The 14943-nt window shown below is 59.0% G+C and carries 10 protein-coding genes and 2 pseudogenes; 5 read left to right on the top strand and 7 right to left on the bottom strand.

Annotated elements, in window-relative coordinates; genetic code table 11:
• Window positions 1-232 precede the first annotated feature (232 nt).
• The 5 genes from GOB86_RS12925 to GOB86_RS12905 all read right to left on the bottom strand — a co-directional run bounded on the left by GOB86_RS12925 (window position 233) and on the right by GOB86_RS12905 (window position 6003).
• Window positions 233-700, bottom strand: coding sequence for a hypothetical protein (locus GOB86_RS12925; protein ID WP_253544335.1), 468 nt, complete (start codon window positions 698-700; stop codon window positions 233-235).
• A gap of 36 nt (window positions 701-736) precedes the next feature.
• Entirely contained in the window at window positions 737-1945 is a 1209-nt protein-coding gene (locus GOB86_RS12920) for a histidine-type phosphatase (RefSeq protein WP_165992901.1), read from the bottom strand.
• Window positions 1942-4422 carry a TonB-dependent receptor domain-containing protein gene (locus GOB86_RS12915; RefSeq protein ID WP_253544336.1) on the bottom strand — a complete coding sequence of 827 codons (2481 nt, stop codon included), beginning with the start codon at window positions 4420-4422 and terminating at the stop codon, window positions 1942-1944. The genes GOB86_RS12920 and GOB86_RS12915 overlap by 4 nt, the downstream gene beginning before the upstream one ends.
• A gap of 119 nt (window positions 4423-4541) precedes the next feature.
• Complete coding sequence (locus GOB86_RS12910) at window positions 4542-5477, bottom strand: FecR family protein (RefSeq protein ID WP_165992899.1); 936 nt, start codon at window positions 5475-5477, stop codon at window positions 4542-4544.
• Window positions 5428-6003 carry an RNA polymerase sigma factor gene (locus tag GOB86_RS12905; protein ID WP_165992897.1) on the bottom strand — a complete coding sequence of 192 codons (576 nt, stop codon included), beginning with the start codon at window positions 6001-6003 and terminating at the stop codon, window positions 5428-5430. Before GOB86_RS12905 ends, GOB86_RS12910 begins: the two co-directional genes overlap by 50 nt.
• A 509-nt stretch (window positions 6004-6512) precedes the next feature.
• Between GOB86_RS12905 and GOB86_RS12900 the strand changes: the two are divergent.
• Window positions 6513-7187 (top strand): annotated as a pseudogene (locus GOB86_RS12900) (YfdX family protein); the annotation flags it as partial.
• 473 nt (window positions 7188-7660) lie between these two features.
• Here GOB86_RS12900 and GOB86_RS12895 read toward each other — a convergent pair.
• On the bottom strand, window positions 7661-9082 hold the full coding sequence (locus GOB86_RS12895; protein WP_165992894.1) for a helix-turn-helix domain-containing protein: 1422 nt from the start codon (window positions 9080-9082) through the stop codon (window positions 7661-7663).
• 130 nt (window positions 9083-9212) lie between these two features.
• Here GOB86_RS12895 and GOB86_RS12890 point away from each other — a divergent pair, with 130 nt between their 5' ends.
• The 4 genes from GOB86_RS12890 to acs are packed head-to-tail and all read left to right on the top strand — an operon-like array spanning window position 9213 to window position 14853.
• Window positions 9213-10775 (top strand): MmgE/PrpD family protein, encoded by a 1563-nt coding sequence (locus GOB86_RS12890; RefSeq protein ID WP_165992892.1) that lies wholly within the window; start codon window positions 9213-9215, stop codon window positions 10773-10775.
• A 34-nt stretch (window positions 10776-10809) separates the two neighbouring features.
• Window positions 10810-11979, top strand: coding sequence for a bifunctional 2-methylcitrate synthase/citrate synthase (gene prpC / locus GOB86_RS12885; RefSeq protein ID WP_165992903.1), 1170 nt, complete (start codon window positions 10810-10812; stop codon window positions 11977-11979).
• Entirely contained in the window at window positions 11976-12908 is a 933-nt protein-coding gene (prpB, locus tag GOB86_RS12880) for a methylisocitrate lyase (protein ID WP_165992890.1), read from the top strand. The genes prpC and prpB overlap by 4 nt, the downstream gene beginning before the upstream one ends.
• Before the next feature lie 52 nt (window positions 12909-12960).
• Window positions 12961-14853 carry an acetate--CoA ligase gene (gene acs / locus GOB86_RS12875; RefSeq protein ID WP_165992888.1) on the top strand — a complete coding sequence of 631 codons (1893 nt, stop codon included), beginning with the start codon at window positions 12961-12963 and terminating at the stop codon, window positions 14851-14853.
• On the opposite strand, the pseudogene GOB86_RS12870 reads toward acs, so the two are convergent.
• A pseudogene (locus tag GOB86_RS12870) lies at window positions 14846-14943 on the bottom strand (IS5/IS1182 family transposase); the annotation flags it as partial. The gene acs and the pseudogene GOB86_RS12870 overlap by 8 nt on opposite strands.

The raw sequence follows: 14943 nt of genomic DNA, 5'->3' as shown, positions 1-14943 counted from the left end.
CGTCGATATCGCCTGCCATGCCTGGAACCAGCTCGTCGATCAACCATGGCGCATCATGTCAATCGGACTGCGCAAGTGGGCTCATGGGTTATAGCAATCAACGGTTGGTATAAGCACGCTCCTGCATTCGGTGGACCCCATGGTGCGGGCGCAAACGGTCATTGACCTGCCGCCCGCCTCCTGCCCGCCCACCCGGCCATAATCCATGGCGCGCTGGCTGGCGTGGATGGGCTTAAGCGCCCGCCTGCTCCGCCATATCCGCCCTGTGGTTTGGGGGGAGTAAGGGGCGAATGCGGTGGTATGCGTCTTCCTCCGTTTCGTCCGGTGTTATGCCAAGCCAGTGGGGTTTGCGCCGGATGATCCAGTCCAGCATGCGCGCGCATATTCTGCGGCACAGGGCAAAATCCTCCGCCAGTAGGGCAACGCCTAGCGGAAGCATCCACAGACCCAGCACGGGCAGGAAGGAGAAAAGCCCTCCCGCAATCAGCAATACCCCGGTTGGCAGGCGGAGCCATTTTTGCCTTGGCTCACGGAGCCAGAACAGCCAGCCGCGTGTTTTGTCCGGTAGCTGGACAAGCAGCAGGGCCATGCGGCGCTGCCGCAGGAGTTCGGGCGGGTGGGGTGTGCCCGCATTGGTCCGTGCGTTGGTCATGCCGTAAATATGGGGGTGGGTGGGGCGTTTGCAAAGGTGCCCGCTCACACCGGTAGTGCAAGACCGGTGTGAGCGGGGGTGGCCCTAGTGTGCGCTAGCGGGCCGCAAAGCCTGCAATGATGGGCCGCTAGCAATAACCTGACTATCCAGTGCCGGGTCTGGTGTTGCCAGCGTGCGCAGTGCCTCCAGCCCCTGATGGAACAGCCGTACAACAATATGCGGACCACTGGCCGTGCGCCATAGCTCAAAGGCCAGTGTGGTATCGGGGGCCGTGGGGTCTGGCTGGTCGGCAAAGGACCAGTCCAGCCTGTACAGGGTGGCCAGTATGTCCAGATTGGTGTCATGGCCGGAGAGCACGAACAGTTTTGTCTGCTCTGTTACAGCAGGCACGCCTGCCACAGGTTTGCCTGCCAGCGCATTCTGCACGGCTTGTGCCATGGGGGCACCTTTGCGCGCAGCCAGTGTGAGCAGGCGGCGGACCAGCCAGCTTTCCTCGGTATGGAGGGGGAAGACCTGCCCGATCAGGGTTGCGGGCGCGTGCCCGTCAAACGGCTCGGCCTGTTCTGGCATGCCCTGAGCATATTCCAAAAGCAGATTTTCCGCCGCCGTGCCGCCGGTTGCAATGCCGCCTTCAAGGTGGGGTTTGCCTTTTTTCCAGGCCAGTGTGGCCATGTTGGCGCTCAGGCAGTGGGGGGTGTCTGTTGTGCAGGCTGTGGGGGCCAGAACGGCCTGCAACGTGTTCATGCCAGCTCCCACAGAGGGGGGGATGGCGTGTGCGCGCTGGTCAAATTCACGCGTAATGGCGCGCTGGTCCGGCGCGTTCAGCGGGTCTGGCGGGCCTGCAAAAATTGGGTCTTCCTGCCCATCGGGCAAAGCCTGCGCGTGCAGGCCGCATGTGGGGGCCAGATGTTCGGCCCATAGGCTCCCACTCTCACGCGTGCGGTGGTCCTTGGCATCGGCCCATATGGCAATACTGCCCGGTGTGGGGCAGGTGGTTGGGTGGAGCAGGCCTGCCTGCGTGTAATGCTGGCGCACCAGTTCCACCATCTGGGTTAGCGCCTGTTTGCCGTGGTCTGTTAGCTCACCTGGGGCCACGGGCCATTGCGCCCATATGTGGCCGGTCTGGGTTTGCAGCGTCTGGGGTGGTTTGGTGGGGCTGCGTATGCCGTGGCGGGCAAGCAGGACCACCCGCTCCAGTTGTGCCCCCTGCTGTGTGGCAGGGGGTGGCGTTGGGGTGGCGGCAAGGGCGGGTGTTGCCACAAGCAGTGTGCAGAAAAATGCAAGATGTCTCATGGTATGGTCACCGCAAGGTTGAAGAACACGCTGCGCCCGGGGTTGCGCCAGTAAAGGGGGGCATCGCCATAGCTCTGGTTGCCAGCAAAGTTGCTAATGGCCCGGTTGTTGAACAGATTGCCAATTTTAAGGCTTGGCGTAATTTCGCGGAACACGCTGCCAGCATTGCGGATGCGCCAGCCCAGCGCAAGGTCCGCCGTTACGTTGCTGCCAATTTTATACTGGTTGGCAAACTGCGTGTTGCCTGCGGCGTTGGTCATGCTGTCCAACCCCCAGTGCTTGCCAACATATTTGCCAATAATGGAAAAATAGGCCCCTCGTTCGTTCTCATACAGCAGACCAAAGGAGGCCAGCATGTTGGGGCTGGAGGCTACCTTTACATCGGTATGTTTGTATTTGGCGCTGTTAACACTGTAGTTGCCGTAAATGGACAGGCCATAGCCAATAACGTACTGCGCCTCCAGCTCCAGCCCCTTGTATATGGCCCCGCCACTGTTAACGTAGGTGGAGGTTGTGCCGTAGCCGGGCACGGAAATCTGTGCTGCGGCAATGTAGTTTGAAAAATCGATGTAGTAGGCGTCTGCCGCCAGCATCCATTTTTTGTCACGGTAGACGGAACCAACCTGATAGTTCATGGTTGTTTCCGGTTTGACATTCCCGACATCTCCGACCTGAAACACGGATATGGGGGGGGCCAGAAAGCCACGGGCGACCTGCCCGTAAACGCTCCACTGGTCCATAAGGCGCTGGTTGATGGCAATGGAGGGCTGCCAGGACGTAAAGGTCTGTGTGGCATCAAGCGGCTTTTTGGTGGATTTGTTCAACGCCGCATCATAGTCACGGTGGAAGTAGGAAAATTTGACACCGGGCTTGATGGTCATGCCCCGCATGGGGTGTATGTCCAGTTCCAGATAAGGCTGGAGCGTGGTGTTGGTGTCCGAAATATTATAGCTGTAAGGGCTACCTGTTTTGCCCGGAACCGGTATAGCCCCCTTGGAAAGATCAACCGCGTAGCTGACCCGTTTGTCCTTTTGCACATCCGCCCATACGCCAAGCTGCACATCCACGTAGTGGGTTTTTGCCGTCAGGTTCAGTGTATCGCCATAGTTGCGGAAGTGAGCATCCGCATATTTACCGGGAATGTCCGAAGCATATGTTGCAACTTTCTGGCCCGCCGTATTGTAAAAGGTGACGCCGTTGGCATCGAGCGAGCGCTGGGAGGAATCGGTTGATTCCGTATATTCATGTTCAAACCCTGTTGTGTAAACGGAGTTTTGCAGGCTCAGCCAGTCATTCAGGCGGGTTTTGAGGGCAATATAGCTAAAGTCGGATGTGTAGGTGCTGGGGTTGTAGCCATAATAGCACTGCCGGGTGGGGTCTTTGCACAGGCCGTAGTTTTTGCCGTATTTGGCGTAGTCTTCCAGCGTGGCGCCCTGTGTTGTGTACTGCCATTCCTTGTTGTAGGTCGTCTGGACAGTCAGGCTGGTTTCATCCGCAAGCTGGATTTCGTCCTTGAACATAATGTTGCTGCGTTTTTCAAACGAATTGCTCAGGTAGCCATCCGTTTCCTCATGCTGCATGTCCAGCACGGCCTTGCCAAAGCGGGTTTTTCCGCTGTCCAGTTCCAGCCCGCCCGCGCGGGTGTTAAAGCTGCCATACGTGCCATACAACTGCACGCCCGCCTTGCTCGGCGCGCTTTTGGAGCGGAAGCCCACCGTGCCGCCAAAGGTGGCATTGCCAATAGTGGAGGCCGTGCCGGGGCCACGGTCGATCTGCGCTTCCCCCAGAAAATGCGAGATAAATAAAGAGGATGTTGTGTGGTGCAGGTCCGAGGCATCACCAAAGGGAATGCCGTCATACGTCATGTTGTACTGCCCGTCCTGAAAACCGCGCAGGCTCATGGTTTCTGCTTTGCCAACACCCGGCCCGTTCGGGTTTTGTGTCCATATGCTGGGCTGGAACTTGATAATATCGTCCACGCTGGCCAGTGGAATAATGTTGTTGCTGATAAAGTTGCTCTGGATGCGTGATGTAGGTTCCGTAATATCCAGCGGCACAACAGCGGGGGACAGGCGCATGGCGCGGCCCAGAACAGTAATATGTTCGTCCGTGTTCTTTTCTTTTTTCAGTTCCGCATGCTGTGCGGCTTTGGTGGGTGTTGTGGGGGCTTTACGCAAGATCAGCATGCCTTTTTGGCGTGCATCCACGTCCAGACCTGTGCCTTGCAACAGGTGGTTGAGTGCCGCATCTGGCTCCATGGTCCCGTAAACCGGGGTGGAGGTGGCTTTGGTGGCCAGTGTGCTATCCAGTGCGACCTGTTGCCCAGACTGGCGGCTGAAGGTGACAACCGTCTGGTTTAATGGCCCCGCGGGAATGGCAAAATGCACGGGAGCGGCCAGAGCATGGGAAGCAGACAGAACGGATACGCCACAAAGGCCGAGGGAAAGGGAGGAAAGGCGGGAAGAAAAAGACTGCACGGTAGTTGCCCTGCTTGTGACGAACATACCGTTAAGAGTCAAAACCGCCGTATTTTCCGCTGGTTTTTTTTGTTACACAAATAAGACAGGTTGGCGCACGGGCCACATGGCCTGAAATGCTAATACAGCAGAAGGGTCTGTGGGCTTTCGTTCAGTCTGGCCCCCAGTATGCTGCGCGCAGCCGTTGCAAATGCCTCGGGCTGGTTCAGGCTGAAAACACCTGTCAGGCGGCGGTTGGCCAGAGCGGGGGCAACGTGGAGCTGCCTCTGGTTGTAGCGGTTGAAGGTGCTGGCAATGCTGGCCATGCTCTCGTCATGCACTTCCAGTCGGCCAAGGCTCCATGCGTTCTGGGCATCTAGTTCTTCGGGCATCAGGCTGCGCACTTCGGGGGGGAGATCTCCGCTCAGGGTGATCTGCGCGCCAGATGTCAGGGTCCACCATTCATCCGAATGGTGCCTGCGCAGCCGCACCGTGCCAGATATGGCCGTGGCCGTAACCTGTGTTGGTGTGCACGATAGCAACAGGCGGCCCTGCGGCACAAAAATGAGGTTACCCGCCTTCATGACCATACCGGTCCGGCCCAGCACACAGCAGCGCCCGCTAACCAGCCGGTTGCTCTCCAGCCCCATTTTAAGTCTGGAGTAGCAGTCCAGCGTAATGGTGCCAAAAGCGGTGCCCAGCGGGGCGGAGACCGCGTTGCTGGTTGTGTAAAGGCTGTTGGCCTTACCCTGCCGCTTGGGGGCGGCCAGCAGCACGGCAGCAGCAGCGGCGGCGGCAAAAAAGCGGCGGCGTGGCAGGACGGGCAGGGTGGTCGGGTGCGCAATGGCGGGGGTTTTGGAGCCTTCAAGTGCTGCCAGCCTGCCGCTTGCATGCCATATGGCCTTTGCACGCAGGAAGGCTCCCTTGTGTCGTATATCCTGCTCCAGCCATTGCTGTAGTGCCTGCTGTTCGCCTGCGGATAGGGGGCCTTGGTCCAGCCGGGCCGTCCATCCTGCCGCCGCCTCGTCAGGGCTGGCGTTTGCGAGAGTGGGCGAGACGCGGGCGTCTCTCCTCATCAACGGTCATCTCCCTGTCTGATTCCGAATATTCCTTGGACAGAAAAACAAGTGCGCGGGCAAGCTGTTTTTCTACAATATTTTCAGAAATGCTCAATTGCGCGGCACATTCCTTTTGTGTCAGGCCCCGTGCGCGGCGCAGAATAAAAATGTCCCTGCACCGGGCAGGGAGTTTTGCAATGGCTTTTTCCAGAAAACGCATTTCCTGCCGGGCATGCACCACCCGCTCGGCCGAGGGGGCGGCATCGGCCATGGTGTCGGCCTGCATAAGGGCAAGGCTTGTGACCGGCACCATGCGCGCGCGCCTGTAATGCTGCATGACAAGATTGCGGCAGACGGACACAAAATAGGCGCGCGGGTTGGTAACGGCTGACCACTCCGCCTGCGCCATGATCACATAGGCCTCGTGAATAATATCGTCCGGTTCAATGTCGGCGTAGCGGCGTAATCCTGTGCGGATATGGCCTTCATGCGGGAGAATATGGGTGGCCAGCCAGATGCTGCACTCGTCTGTGTTGTTTAACAATCGAACCCTCTGCCTCGCCGGTGTGGTTGATTGGCAGGCATGTAGCAAGCGCATGACTGATGCAGTGTGACAGTTGCATGACAAAGGGAACCAATCGGGTGCGGGGCATGGTGCCGTGTTGCGTGCGTTTATGGGCACTCACACCACCTGTACACATTATCCACAGGCTTATGCACTGGAGCATCCGCAGAATCTGTGGACGAATCTGACGTAAAGAGGATTTTTTCGCGGGTTGGGGGTGGTGCAAACCGCTCTGGTGCCACAACAGAACCGGGGGTGCGGCCCCAGGCTTGGAGCCTATGCGTGTGTTTTTAAAACATGGCTGTATTGCATAATGGGCGATGTGTTTGGGAGATGCGTGGCCAATACAGCAAGGTTTCCAAAAATAATAAATTTTTTAATGCTGCGTATTCCACAACCAACACCTTGAGAAACGCATTTTACTAACCAGATATTGAGGTTGAATCCTTATGTTTCAGTGTTCAACATTTTCGGTCAGGATTATTTTCATGCGTTTTAAGGCATCTTTGGCGGCAGTGGCCGCTCTTATGGTCAGTGCTTCGGCAGCCCATGCTGGCGCCATTCACACGGATTGGGAAAAGTTCAAGGCCGGGCGTGCGCTGCATCACCTCTCTGTAGACGGGCAGAAGGCCTTGCAGGATGTGCTGGTTGCGCGTGACCTGCTGGCACAGGGTAAAACCGATGCGGCGATCCCCCCGATTTATGATGCGCAAAAGCGTTTTGTGGCCGCACAAAAGGATAACCGGCGTTTTTATGCGGCGGAAGACCAGTTGCAGCCCGCGCCCCAGCACCCTGTTTCCGCCACGCATAAACCCACAACCGGCGCTGTTACGTGGATTCCCGTGGGTGGTGAGTTCATTCTGACCGAAACACTGGCTCCCGATAAAAAAGCCGCAGCCCAGCAGGCCAATCAGGCGCTCAAGGCCGGGCAGAACACGCAGGCCCAGCAGAACCTTCAGGTTGTGGGCGAAGATGCTGACTTTATTATCGCCCTTGCCCCGCTGGAACAGACCAAAAGCACCCTGTACCGCGCCCGTGTGCTGACAGAAGGCCGACAGGCCGCACAGGCGAAGGAAGCACTGGACCAGTTGCTCGATAGCATTGTGTTCGTCTCGGACGATTTTGTGGACCAGCCCGCAGGTGCTCAGGCTCCGACCAAAGCTGCCGCACAGGGTAACGCGGCTGTGGCTCCTGCCTCGGCTTCCACCCCGGCGGCTCCGGCAGCGGCCCCAGCTACTCCTGTGACCACCACTCCGGCGGCACCTGCTGCGGCAACGTCTGCTGCTCCCAAAGTGGATTCTGCTGTGGGGGCCGCACACTAAAAAAGTCTTTTAAAACAGAAGGCTGAAAACAAAAAACAGGGGGTGGCGAAAAAAAATACGCCATCCCCTGTTTTTTTGCTTGCGACAAGATGAGAATTGTTCTTATTATCAAATTGTCGCGGTGATGAAGGCGTTTCTGCTGGTGGGGCAAGGGGCATCACCGCGACAATCTGTGGTTGTCGTGACTACCGTTAAAATACTATCCCCCCGAACTTCCAGACTGTTTTGCATCCCCGGTCAGTCTGGAAGAAGTTCTTTCTTCTCCTCCTTCCCCTTGCTCCACCAGTACCCAACCCGCTCCCTGAGCGGGTTTTTTAATGTTCGGGCACGGCCCGGTAGGGCACAACGCCGCGGGCATTACTGCCCGTGTCCAGCACCCTGCCAGAAACAGGGAGCGAGCGGTGGCTGCACTGCTCCCGCCCGCAGGCCCGGCACCCCGGCCCAATAGGCACAACCAGCGTGTGGTCCTCCAGATTAAGCCCGGCGGCGTAAACGGTTTTTGCCGCGTCCGCTATGGTGCAGCCCAGCACCATGGCAATCTGGCGGGGGCGGTCGGCGTAGCTTACCCCCTCCCGTCCGACCGTGCGGGCAACATTAAGGTAAATGGAATCATCCGTGGTCTGTGAAAGCTGGACCTGTATCTGCCCCGGTGTTGCAAAGGCGCGGAACACATTCCACAACGGGCACGGACCACCAAAGCGGGCCTGAGAAAAACGGTTGGCCGAAAAACTTTTAAGAATATTCCCCGCAATATCGAGTTTGAGAAAGTAGAACGGAATGCCTTCCGCACCAAAACGCTGCATGGTGCTCAGGCGGTGGCAGATCTGCTCAAAACTGACGCCAAAGTGGCGGCGTAGGTCATCCACATCGTAGCGCATGCTCTGGGCTTTGTGCAGGAACCGCGCATAGGGCAGGATCAGCGCGCCAGCAAAGTAGTTGCCAAGATACACGCGGGCGAGTTCTTGTGCATTGCGTTCCTTTGGGCCTTCGCGGCGCAAAATGTCGGTCATCAGGCGGTTGTGTTCAAGCAGGCCAATAATCTGGGCCAGAAAAAACAGCGTGCTTTCGGGCGGCTGGTTGTGGGGGAGCTGGATCTGGCGTTTGTGCCGGTCAATGCGCCAGACCAGACCGCGCTCCTGCATGTCCGTATTATGGGTTATGCCCAGACCGTGCCGGTCTTGCAGGTGCTGCACAAGGGCTATGCCCAAGGCTCCTTCGGGCGGGGTTAGGTGTTCGTAAAAATCCTCGGCTGCACTATCAAGTTCATGAAAATAATTATTGTGGTCCTGTACCCAGTTGCCTACGGCCTCGTAGGGTTCAAGCGGGGGTGTGCTGGTGGCGGAGGACGCGTGTTCGCGCCGTTCCTGATCAAACGCATAGGCGCGGTAGAGGGTTAAAAATGCCTCGCACAGCTCCGGGCTCTGGCGGGCGGCTTCCGCCATTTTGGCCAGTTGGAGTGGTGCGTTTTTAAAAATCGGGTCGGCCATGGTCTCGCGCAGGGCCTGCACGGCATGGGCCTCGCGCGTGTCGGCAAACCATGCGGGGCTTATGGCAAAGCGCTCGCACAGGTTTTGCAGCAGATGGTCAGGCAGGGGGCGGTGGTTGCGCTCAAGCTGGTTGAGGTAGCTGAGGGATACGCCAACACACTCCGCCAGCACGGCCTGTGTCATGCCCTCGCGCTGGCGCAACTGGCGCAGTCTGTTACCGGCGAACAGCTTGGTTCTGGTTCTGGGCATGCACACCAACCTTCACAGACTTTGCAATGGGGGCGAATTCCTTCGCTTCTTTTTACTCTTATTCCTCTGCTGCTTTACGCAACAGTCTGCAACTGTTTCCCCAGATCACAAGATGGCAAGGGCCGGAACAATGCAAAATCATGAAGTGCGCGTACACCCCGAGAGTGAACGCCTGAACCGCGCGGACCAGCTTGCATGGAAAATTGCGCAGGTAGCGGCGGACCCGGTTGCGGTGGAACCCGCTGTGGCTGACATGATCATCAACCGCATGATCGACAATGCCGCCGTGGCCATGGCCTCGGTCAACCGTCATGCGGTCATGAGTGCCCGGACCGAGGCACTGGCCCACCGCAGGCCCGGTGGTGCTACGGTGTTTGGCATGGGGCCGGATGTACGTGTGCATGCGGAGTGGGCGGCATGGGCCAATGGCACCGCCGTGCGCGAACTGGACTACCACGATACGTTTTTGGCGGCCGAATACTCCCATCCGGGGGATAATATTCCCGGCATTCTGGCGGTGGCACAGCAGTGTAACCGCAGTGGCGCGGACCTGATCCGGGGCATTGCCACGGGGTACGAAATCCAGATCGATCTGGCTCGCGCCATATGCCTGCACAAGCACAAGATTGACCATGTGGCCCACCTTGGCCCGTCTGTTGCCGCGGGCATTGGCACGCTGTTGCGCCTGCCGCCTTCGGTCATTTATCAGGCCATTGGTCAGGCGCTGCACGTGACCACCGCCACACGCCAGAGCCGCAAGGGCGAAATATCGTCCTGGAAGGCTTATGCCCCTGCCCATGCGGGCAAAATGGCCGTGGAATCAGTCGATCGCGCCATGCTGGGCGAAACATCCCCCACCCCGATCTATGAAGGGGAGGATGGTGTGATCGCATGGATGCTTGATGGAAAAGACGCGCACTACACCGTGCCCCTGCCCACCATGGGCGAACCCAAGCGGGCCATTCTGTCTTCCTTTACCAAGGAACACTCGGCGGAATACCAGAGTCAGGCGCTGATCGACCTTGCCTTCCACATGGGCAAAAAAATCAGAAACTGGGAGGATGTGGACGATGTGCTGATCGAAACCAGCCACCACACCCACTACGTTATTGGCACTGGCTCCAACGACCCGCAAAAATTTGACCCACAGGCCACGCGGGAAACACTGGACCACTCCATTATGTATATTGTGGCCGTGGCCTTGCAGGATGGGTGCTGGCACCACGTGCGCTCTTACGAGCCAGAGCGCGCGCGCAGGGCCGATACGGTGCGGTTGTGGAAAAAAATCCATACGATTGAAAAACCCGAGTGGACACAACGCTACCACGAGAGTGACCCCGACAAAAAAGCCTTTGGTGGGCGCATTGTCATCCGCATGAAAAACGGCACCGTGCTGGCGGATGAGCTGGCCGTGGCCAATGCCCATACGCTGGGGGCCACACCATGGCAGCGCGCGGATTACATTAAAAAATTCCGCACTCTGTCTGAGGGGATTGTGGCCCCTGCCGAGGTTGAGCGTTTTCTGGCCGCTGTCCAGCGCCTGCCCGAACTGGGGGCGGGGGAACTCCACCAGCTTGAACTGCACATTCCACCGCAGGACATGCAGACCAATAAGGTGGAAGGTATTTTCAACTTTGGCCAGTCTGGCGCGGGTGCAAAAAACACCCAGCACACAGCGGCCCTGACGTCCTGACAGACAGAACACACAAGGCAGGGGAGCAAGGATGATGCACACCGAACTGCACCGCACAAAACCCAAAAAATCCGTGGCCCTGTCCGGCACCGTGGCGGGCAATACGGCCCTGAGCACGGTCGGCCACAGTGGAAACGACCTGCACTACCGTGGGTATGACATAAAAGACCTCGCCCGTGCCTGCACGTTTGAGGAGGTCGCCTACCTGCTGATCCACGGCTACCTGCCCAACACGGCGGAGTTGGAAGGCTACAAACGCCACCTGATCAGCCTGCGCGATATTCCCGATATTGTGCGGGCCACACTGGAGCGCCTGCCTGCCTCCACCCACCCCATGGATGTGCTGCGTACGGCGGTGTCTGTTCTGGGCTGCGCCCTGCCCGAGCGGAGCGATTGCCCAACCGCAGGTGCGCGCGAGATTGCGGACAGGCTGGTCGCCTCCACAGCCTCCATGCTGCTCTACTGGTACCATTACTCCAACCACGGGCGGCGGATAGAAACCCGCACGGAGGATGAGAGCGTGGGCGGGCACTTTTTGCATCTGCTGCATGGCTATACGCCTCCTGCGGACTGGGTGCAGGCCATGCATACCTCGCTCATTCTGTATGCCGAGCATGAGTTCAATGCCTCCACCTTTGCCTCCCGCGTGGTGGCGGGCACAGGGGCGGATATGTATTCCGCCATTACTGCGGCCATTGGCGCGCTGCGTGGCCCCAAACATGGGGGAGCCAACGAGGTGGCGCTGGATATTCAGCAGCGCTACCACACGGCGGACGAGGCCGAGGCGGATATCCGCCGCAGGCTGGAGGGCAAAGAGGTGATTATCGGCTTTGGTCATCCGGTGTACACACTGGCTGATCCAAGGAACGAGATTATCAAGGAAACGGCAAGGGACCTCTCCCGCCGCAATGGCACCATGCGGCTCTACACCGTGGCCGAGCGCATAGAGCGGATTATGGCGGACCAGAAAAAAATGTTCCCCAACCTCGATTGGTTCAGTGCTGTTTCCTACAACGCCATGGGGATTCCCACCCCCATGTTCACCCCCGTTTTTGTTATGGCCCGCGTTACGGGCTGGTGCGCGCATATTATGGAACAGCGCGTGGATGGAAAAATCATTCGCCCCTCCGCCAATTATACAGGCCCGGATGCACGCCCGCTCACCCCCTTACGTGAACGCGATGGACTGGAGTACGCCGCATGACCTATCTGGTAGGCAAGGACCTGCCCGCAACACCAGCGGGACAGCGTTTTAAAGAGATGATGCACCGCAAAGGGATTATGCAGATCCCCGGCGCACATAACGGGCAGGCAGCCCTACAGGCGAGGGACTGCGGCTTTGGCGTACTCTACCTGTCCGGGGCCGCCATGACCGCAAGCATGGGTCTGCCCGATCTTGGTATTATTACCATAGACGAGGTGTGTTTTTTCATCCGTCAGGTTGTGCGCGCCACAGGTCTGCCCGTGCTGGTGGATGGCGATACAGGGTATGGTGAAACCCTGAACGTGATGAACATGGTCCGCGCGTTTGAGGAGGCAGGAGCGGCTGCCGTGCATATTGAGGACCAGATCCTGCCCAAAAAATGCGGGCACCTGAATGATAAAAAACTCGTCTCCCCACAGGAAATGGCACAAAAAGTGGCCGCCGCCGCCCGTGCCCGGCGTGACATGGTGGTGATTGCCCGCACGGATGCCGCAGGCTCGGAAGGGCTGGATGGAGCCGTAGCCCGCGCCCGGTTGTATTACGAGGCAGGGGCCGACGCCATTTTCCCCGAGGCGTTGATATCGGAAGACATGTTCAGGGAGTTTGCGCGCCGCCTGCCTGATGTGCCCCTACTTGCCAACATGACCGAGTTTGGCCGTTCGCCCTATTTTACGGCCAGCGAATTCGAGGCCATGGGCTACAGCATGGTCATATGGCCGGTCAGCTCCCTGCGGGCCGCCAACAAGGCGCAGGCGGACCTGTTTGCAACCATTGCGCGCACGGGTGGTACGCAGGCCATGCTGGAGCGGATGCAAACCCGCGAGGAACTATACAGAACACTCCGGTATTATGATTACGAAACGCTTGATGCAGGCATTGTGGCCACCGTTCTGCCCCATATTGGCCAACCCGACCGCAACGCCGCCTGAGCACCGCAGACTTCTGTCCCACACAAACAACAAGAACAGGGGATACAAGACCATGACGGACCAATTAACCATTCCAGCCCGCAACTACCCTTACTACCCGGCTATTATGACGCCCGAGCAGTTGCAGGCCATGCGTGAACACGCCCGGCGCGACCCGGACGGGTTCTGGCTGCAACAGGCACGGCGCATTCACTGGTGCTCCAAACCCACGCAGGGTTTTGTGGGGAGTTTTGAACAAGATGTCTCCATCAGCTGGTTTGCTGATGGCACGTTGAATGCCTCGGTCTGCTGCATAGACCGCCACCTGACCGAGCGGGGCGATCAGGTGGCCCTGATCAGCCAGCGCGAGGCGCAGGGCCGCTCCGAAAGCCTGACCTACAAAGACCTGCACGAGCGGGTCTGCCGCCTTGCCAACGCCCTGACCCATCTGGGGGTGGAGCGGGGGCACAGGGTTGCCATCTGCCTGCCCATGGTGGCGGAGGCGGTTGTGTCCATGCTGGCCTGCGCACGTATTGGGGCGGTGCATGTGGTGCTGTTTGGCGGGTTTTCGGCAGAGGGCATAGCCGAGCGTCTGGTGGATAGCGGGGCCGTGGCCGTTATTACCGCCAACATGGCGTGGCGTGGCAACAAGCCCGTGCCTTACAAGCAGAGCATGGACGAGGCCCTGCGCAAGGCGGGCGGCAATAGTGGCGTGCATTCCATGCTGGTCGTGCGCACATCGGAGGAAGCCGTGCCCATGCTGCCGGGCCGGGACTACGATTTTCATGACTTTGTAGATAATTTCGAGGCGGATTTTGTGCCTGCCGTCATGCGGGCGGAGGACCCGTTGTTTATGCTCTATACCTCGGGCAGTACGGGCAAGCCCAAGGCGGTTGTGCATGCAACAGGGGGGTACATGGTGTGGGCGGCCTACACCATGGGCATGGTCTATACCCATCAGCCGGGTGATGTGCTGTGGTGCACGGCGGATGTGGCCTGGATTACGGGGCATACCTCCGTGGTGTATGGCCCGCTGGCCAATGGTGGCACCACCATGATCTCGGACAGCCTGCCAACCTACCCCCGGCCGGGCCGGTGGTTTGACCTGATTGATGAATACAGGGTGAGTATGCTCTTTACCGCCCCCACCGCCGTACGCGCCATGATGGCCGAAGGGGACGATGTGGTGAACAGCCGTAACCTGTCCTCCCTGCGTCTGCTTGGTGTGGCGGGTGAGCCCATAAGCCCCGATGCGTGGTTGTGGTACCATGATGTGGTGGGCAAAAAACGCTGCCCCGTGGCCGATACATGGTGGCAGACCGAGACTGCGGGCATAGTCCTTGGTCCCATACCGGGGGTGCAGTCCCTCAAACCCGGATCGGCTACCATGCCCCTGCCGGGGGTAGAAATGGCCGTGCTCGACCAGCAGGGGCGGGTGGAGCAGGGGGCGGCGGAAGGCGCTTTGTGCATTGCCCGCTCATGGCCCGGTCAGGCGCGCACCATTTGGGGAGACCACGCCCGCTTCTGCCAGACGTATTTTGCCATGGCTCCGGGCCTGTACTTTACGGGTGATGGCGCACGGCGGGATGAGGATGGATACTACTGGATAACCGGACGTATGGATGATGTGATCAACATTGCAGGCCACCGCCTTGGCACGGCGGAGGTGGAGGATGCATTGGGCGCGGACCACAGGATTGTGGAATGTGCGGCCGTAGGGGTGGAACACCCGGTCAAGGGGCAGGCGCTGGTCGTGTTTGCCATACCCCGCAAGGACGTAACCTCCGGGCTGGACGAGGCGGGTATCAGCCGGCTGGTGGTGCAGTTGATCGGGCGGTACGCAGCGCCCGAGGCTGTGTATCTGGTGCCAGACCTGCCGCGCACGCGCTCGGGCAAAATCGTACGCCGCCTGTTGCGCAAGATCGCAAGTGGAGATACGAATGAACTACGGCGTGTCGTCAGTTAAGCAGGATGATGATTGAGGCGAACTGCACGGCTGCGAGGAAGGTCGATTTCAGTTTATCGTAGCGGGTTGCGATAGCGCGAAACTGCTTGA

This window comes from Acetobacter lambici (genome assembly GCF_011516885.1).
GTDB lineage: Bacteria > Pseudomonadota > Alphaproteobacteria > Acetobacterales > Acetobacteraceae > Acetobacter > Acetobacter lambici.
Note: the sequence above shows the minus strand (reverse complement) of the source record. Positions and strands in the feature narration are given on the sequence as shown.

Excerpts from the sequence above, each read along its gene's own strand:
- GOB86_RS12920 (WP_165992901.1), bottom strand. The coding sequence starts at position 1,945 with ATGAGACATCTTGCATTTTTCTGCACACTGCTTGTGGCAACACCCGCC.
- GOB86_RS12910 (WP_165992899.1), bottom strand. The coding sequence starts at position 5,477 with ATGAGGAGAGACGCCCGCGTCTCGCCCACTCTCGCAAACGCCAGCCCT.
- GOB86_RS12895 (WP_165992894.1), bottom strand. The coding sequence starts at position 9,082 with ATGCCCAGAACCAGAACCAAGCTGTTCGCCGGTAACAGACTGCGCCAG.
- GOB86_RS12890 (WP_165992892.1), top strand. The coding sequence starts at position 9,213 with ATGCAAAATCATGAAGTGCGCGTACACCCCGAGAGTGAACGCCTGAAC.
- prpC (WP_165992903.1), top strand. The coding sequence starts at position 10,810 with ATGCACACCGAACTGCACCGCACAAAACCCAAAAAATCCGTGGCCCTG.
- prpB (WP_165992890.1), top strand. The coding sequence starts at position 11,976 with ATGACCTATCTGGTAGGCAAGGACCTGCCCGCAACACCAGCGGGACAG.
- acs (WP_165992888.1), top strand. The coding sequence starts at position 12,961 with ATGACGGACCAATTAACCATTCCAGCCCGCAACTACCCTTACTACCCG.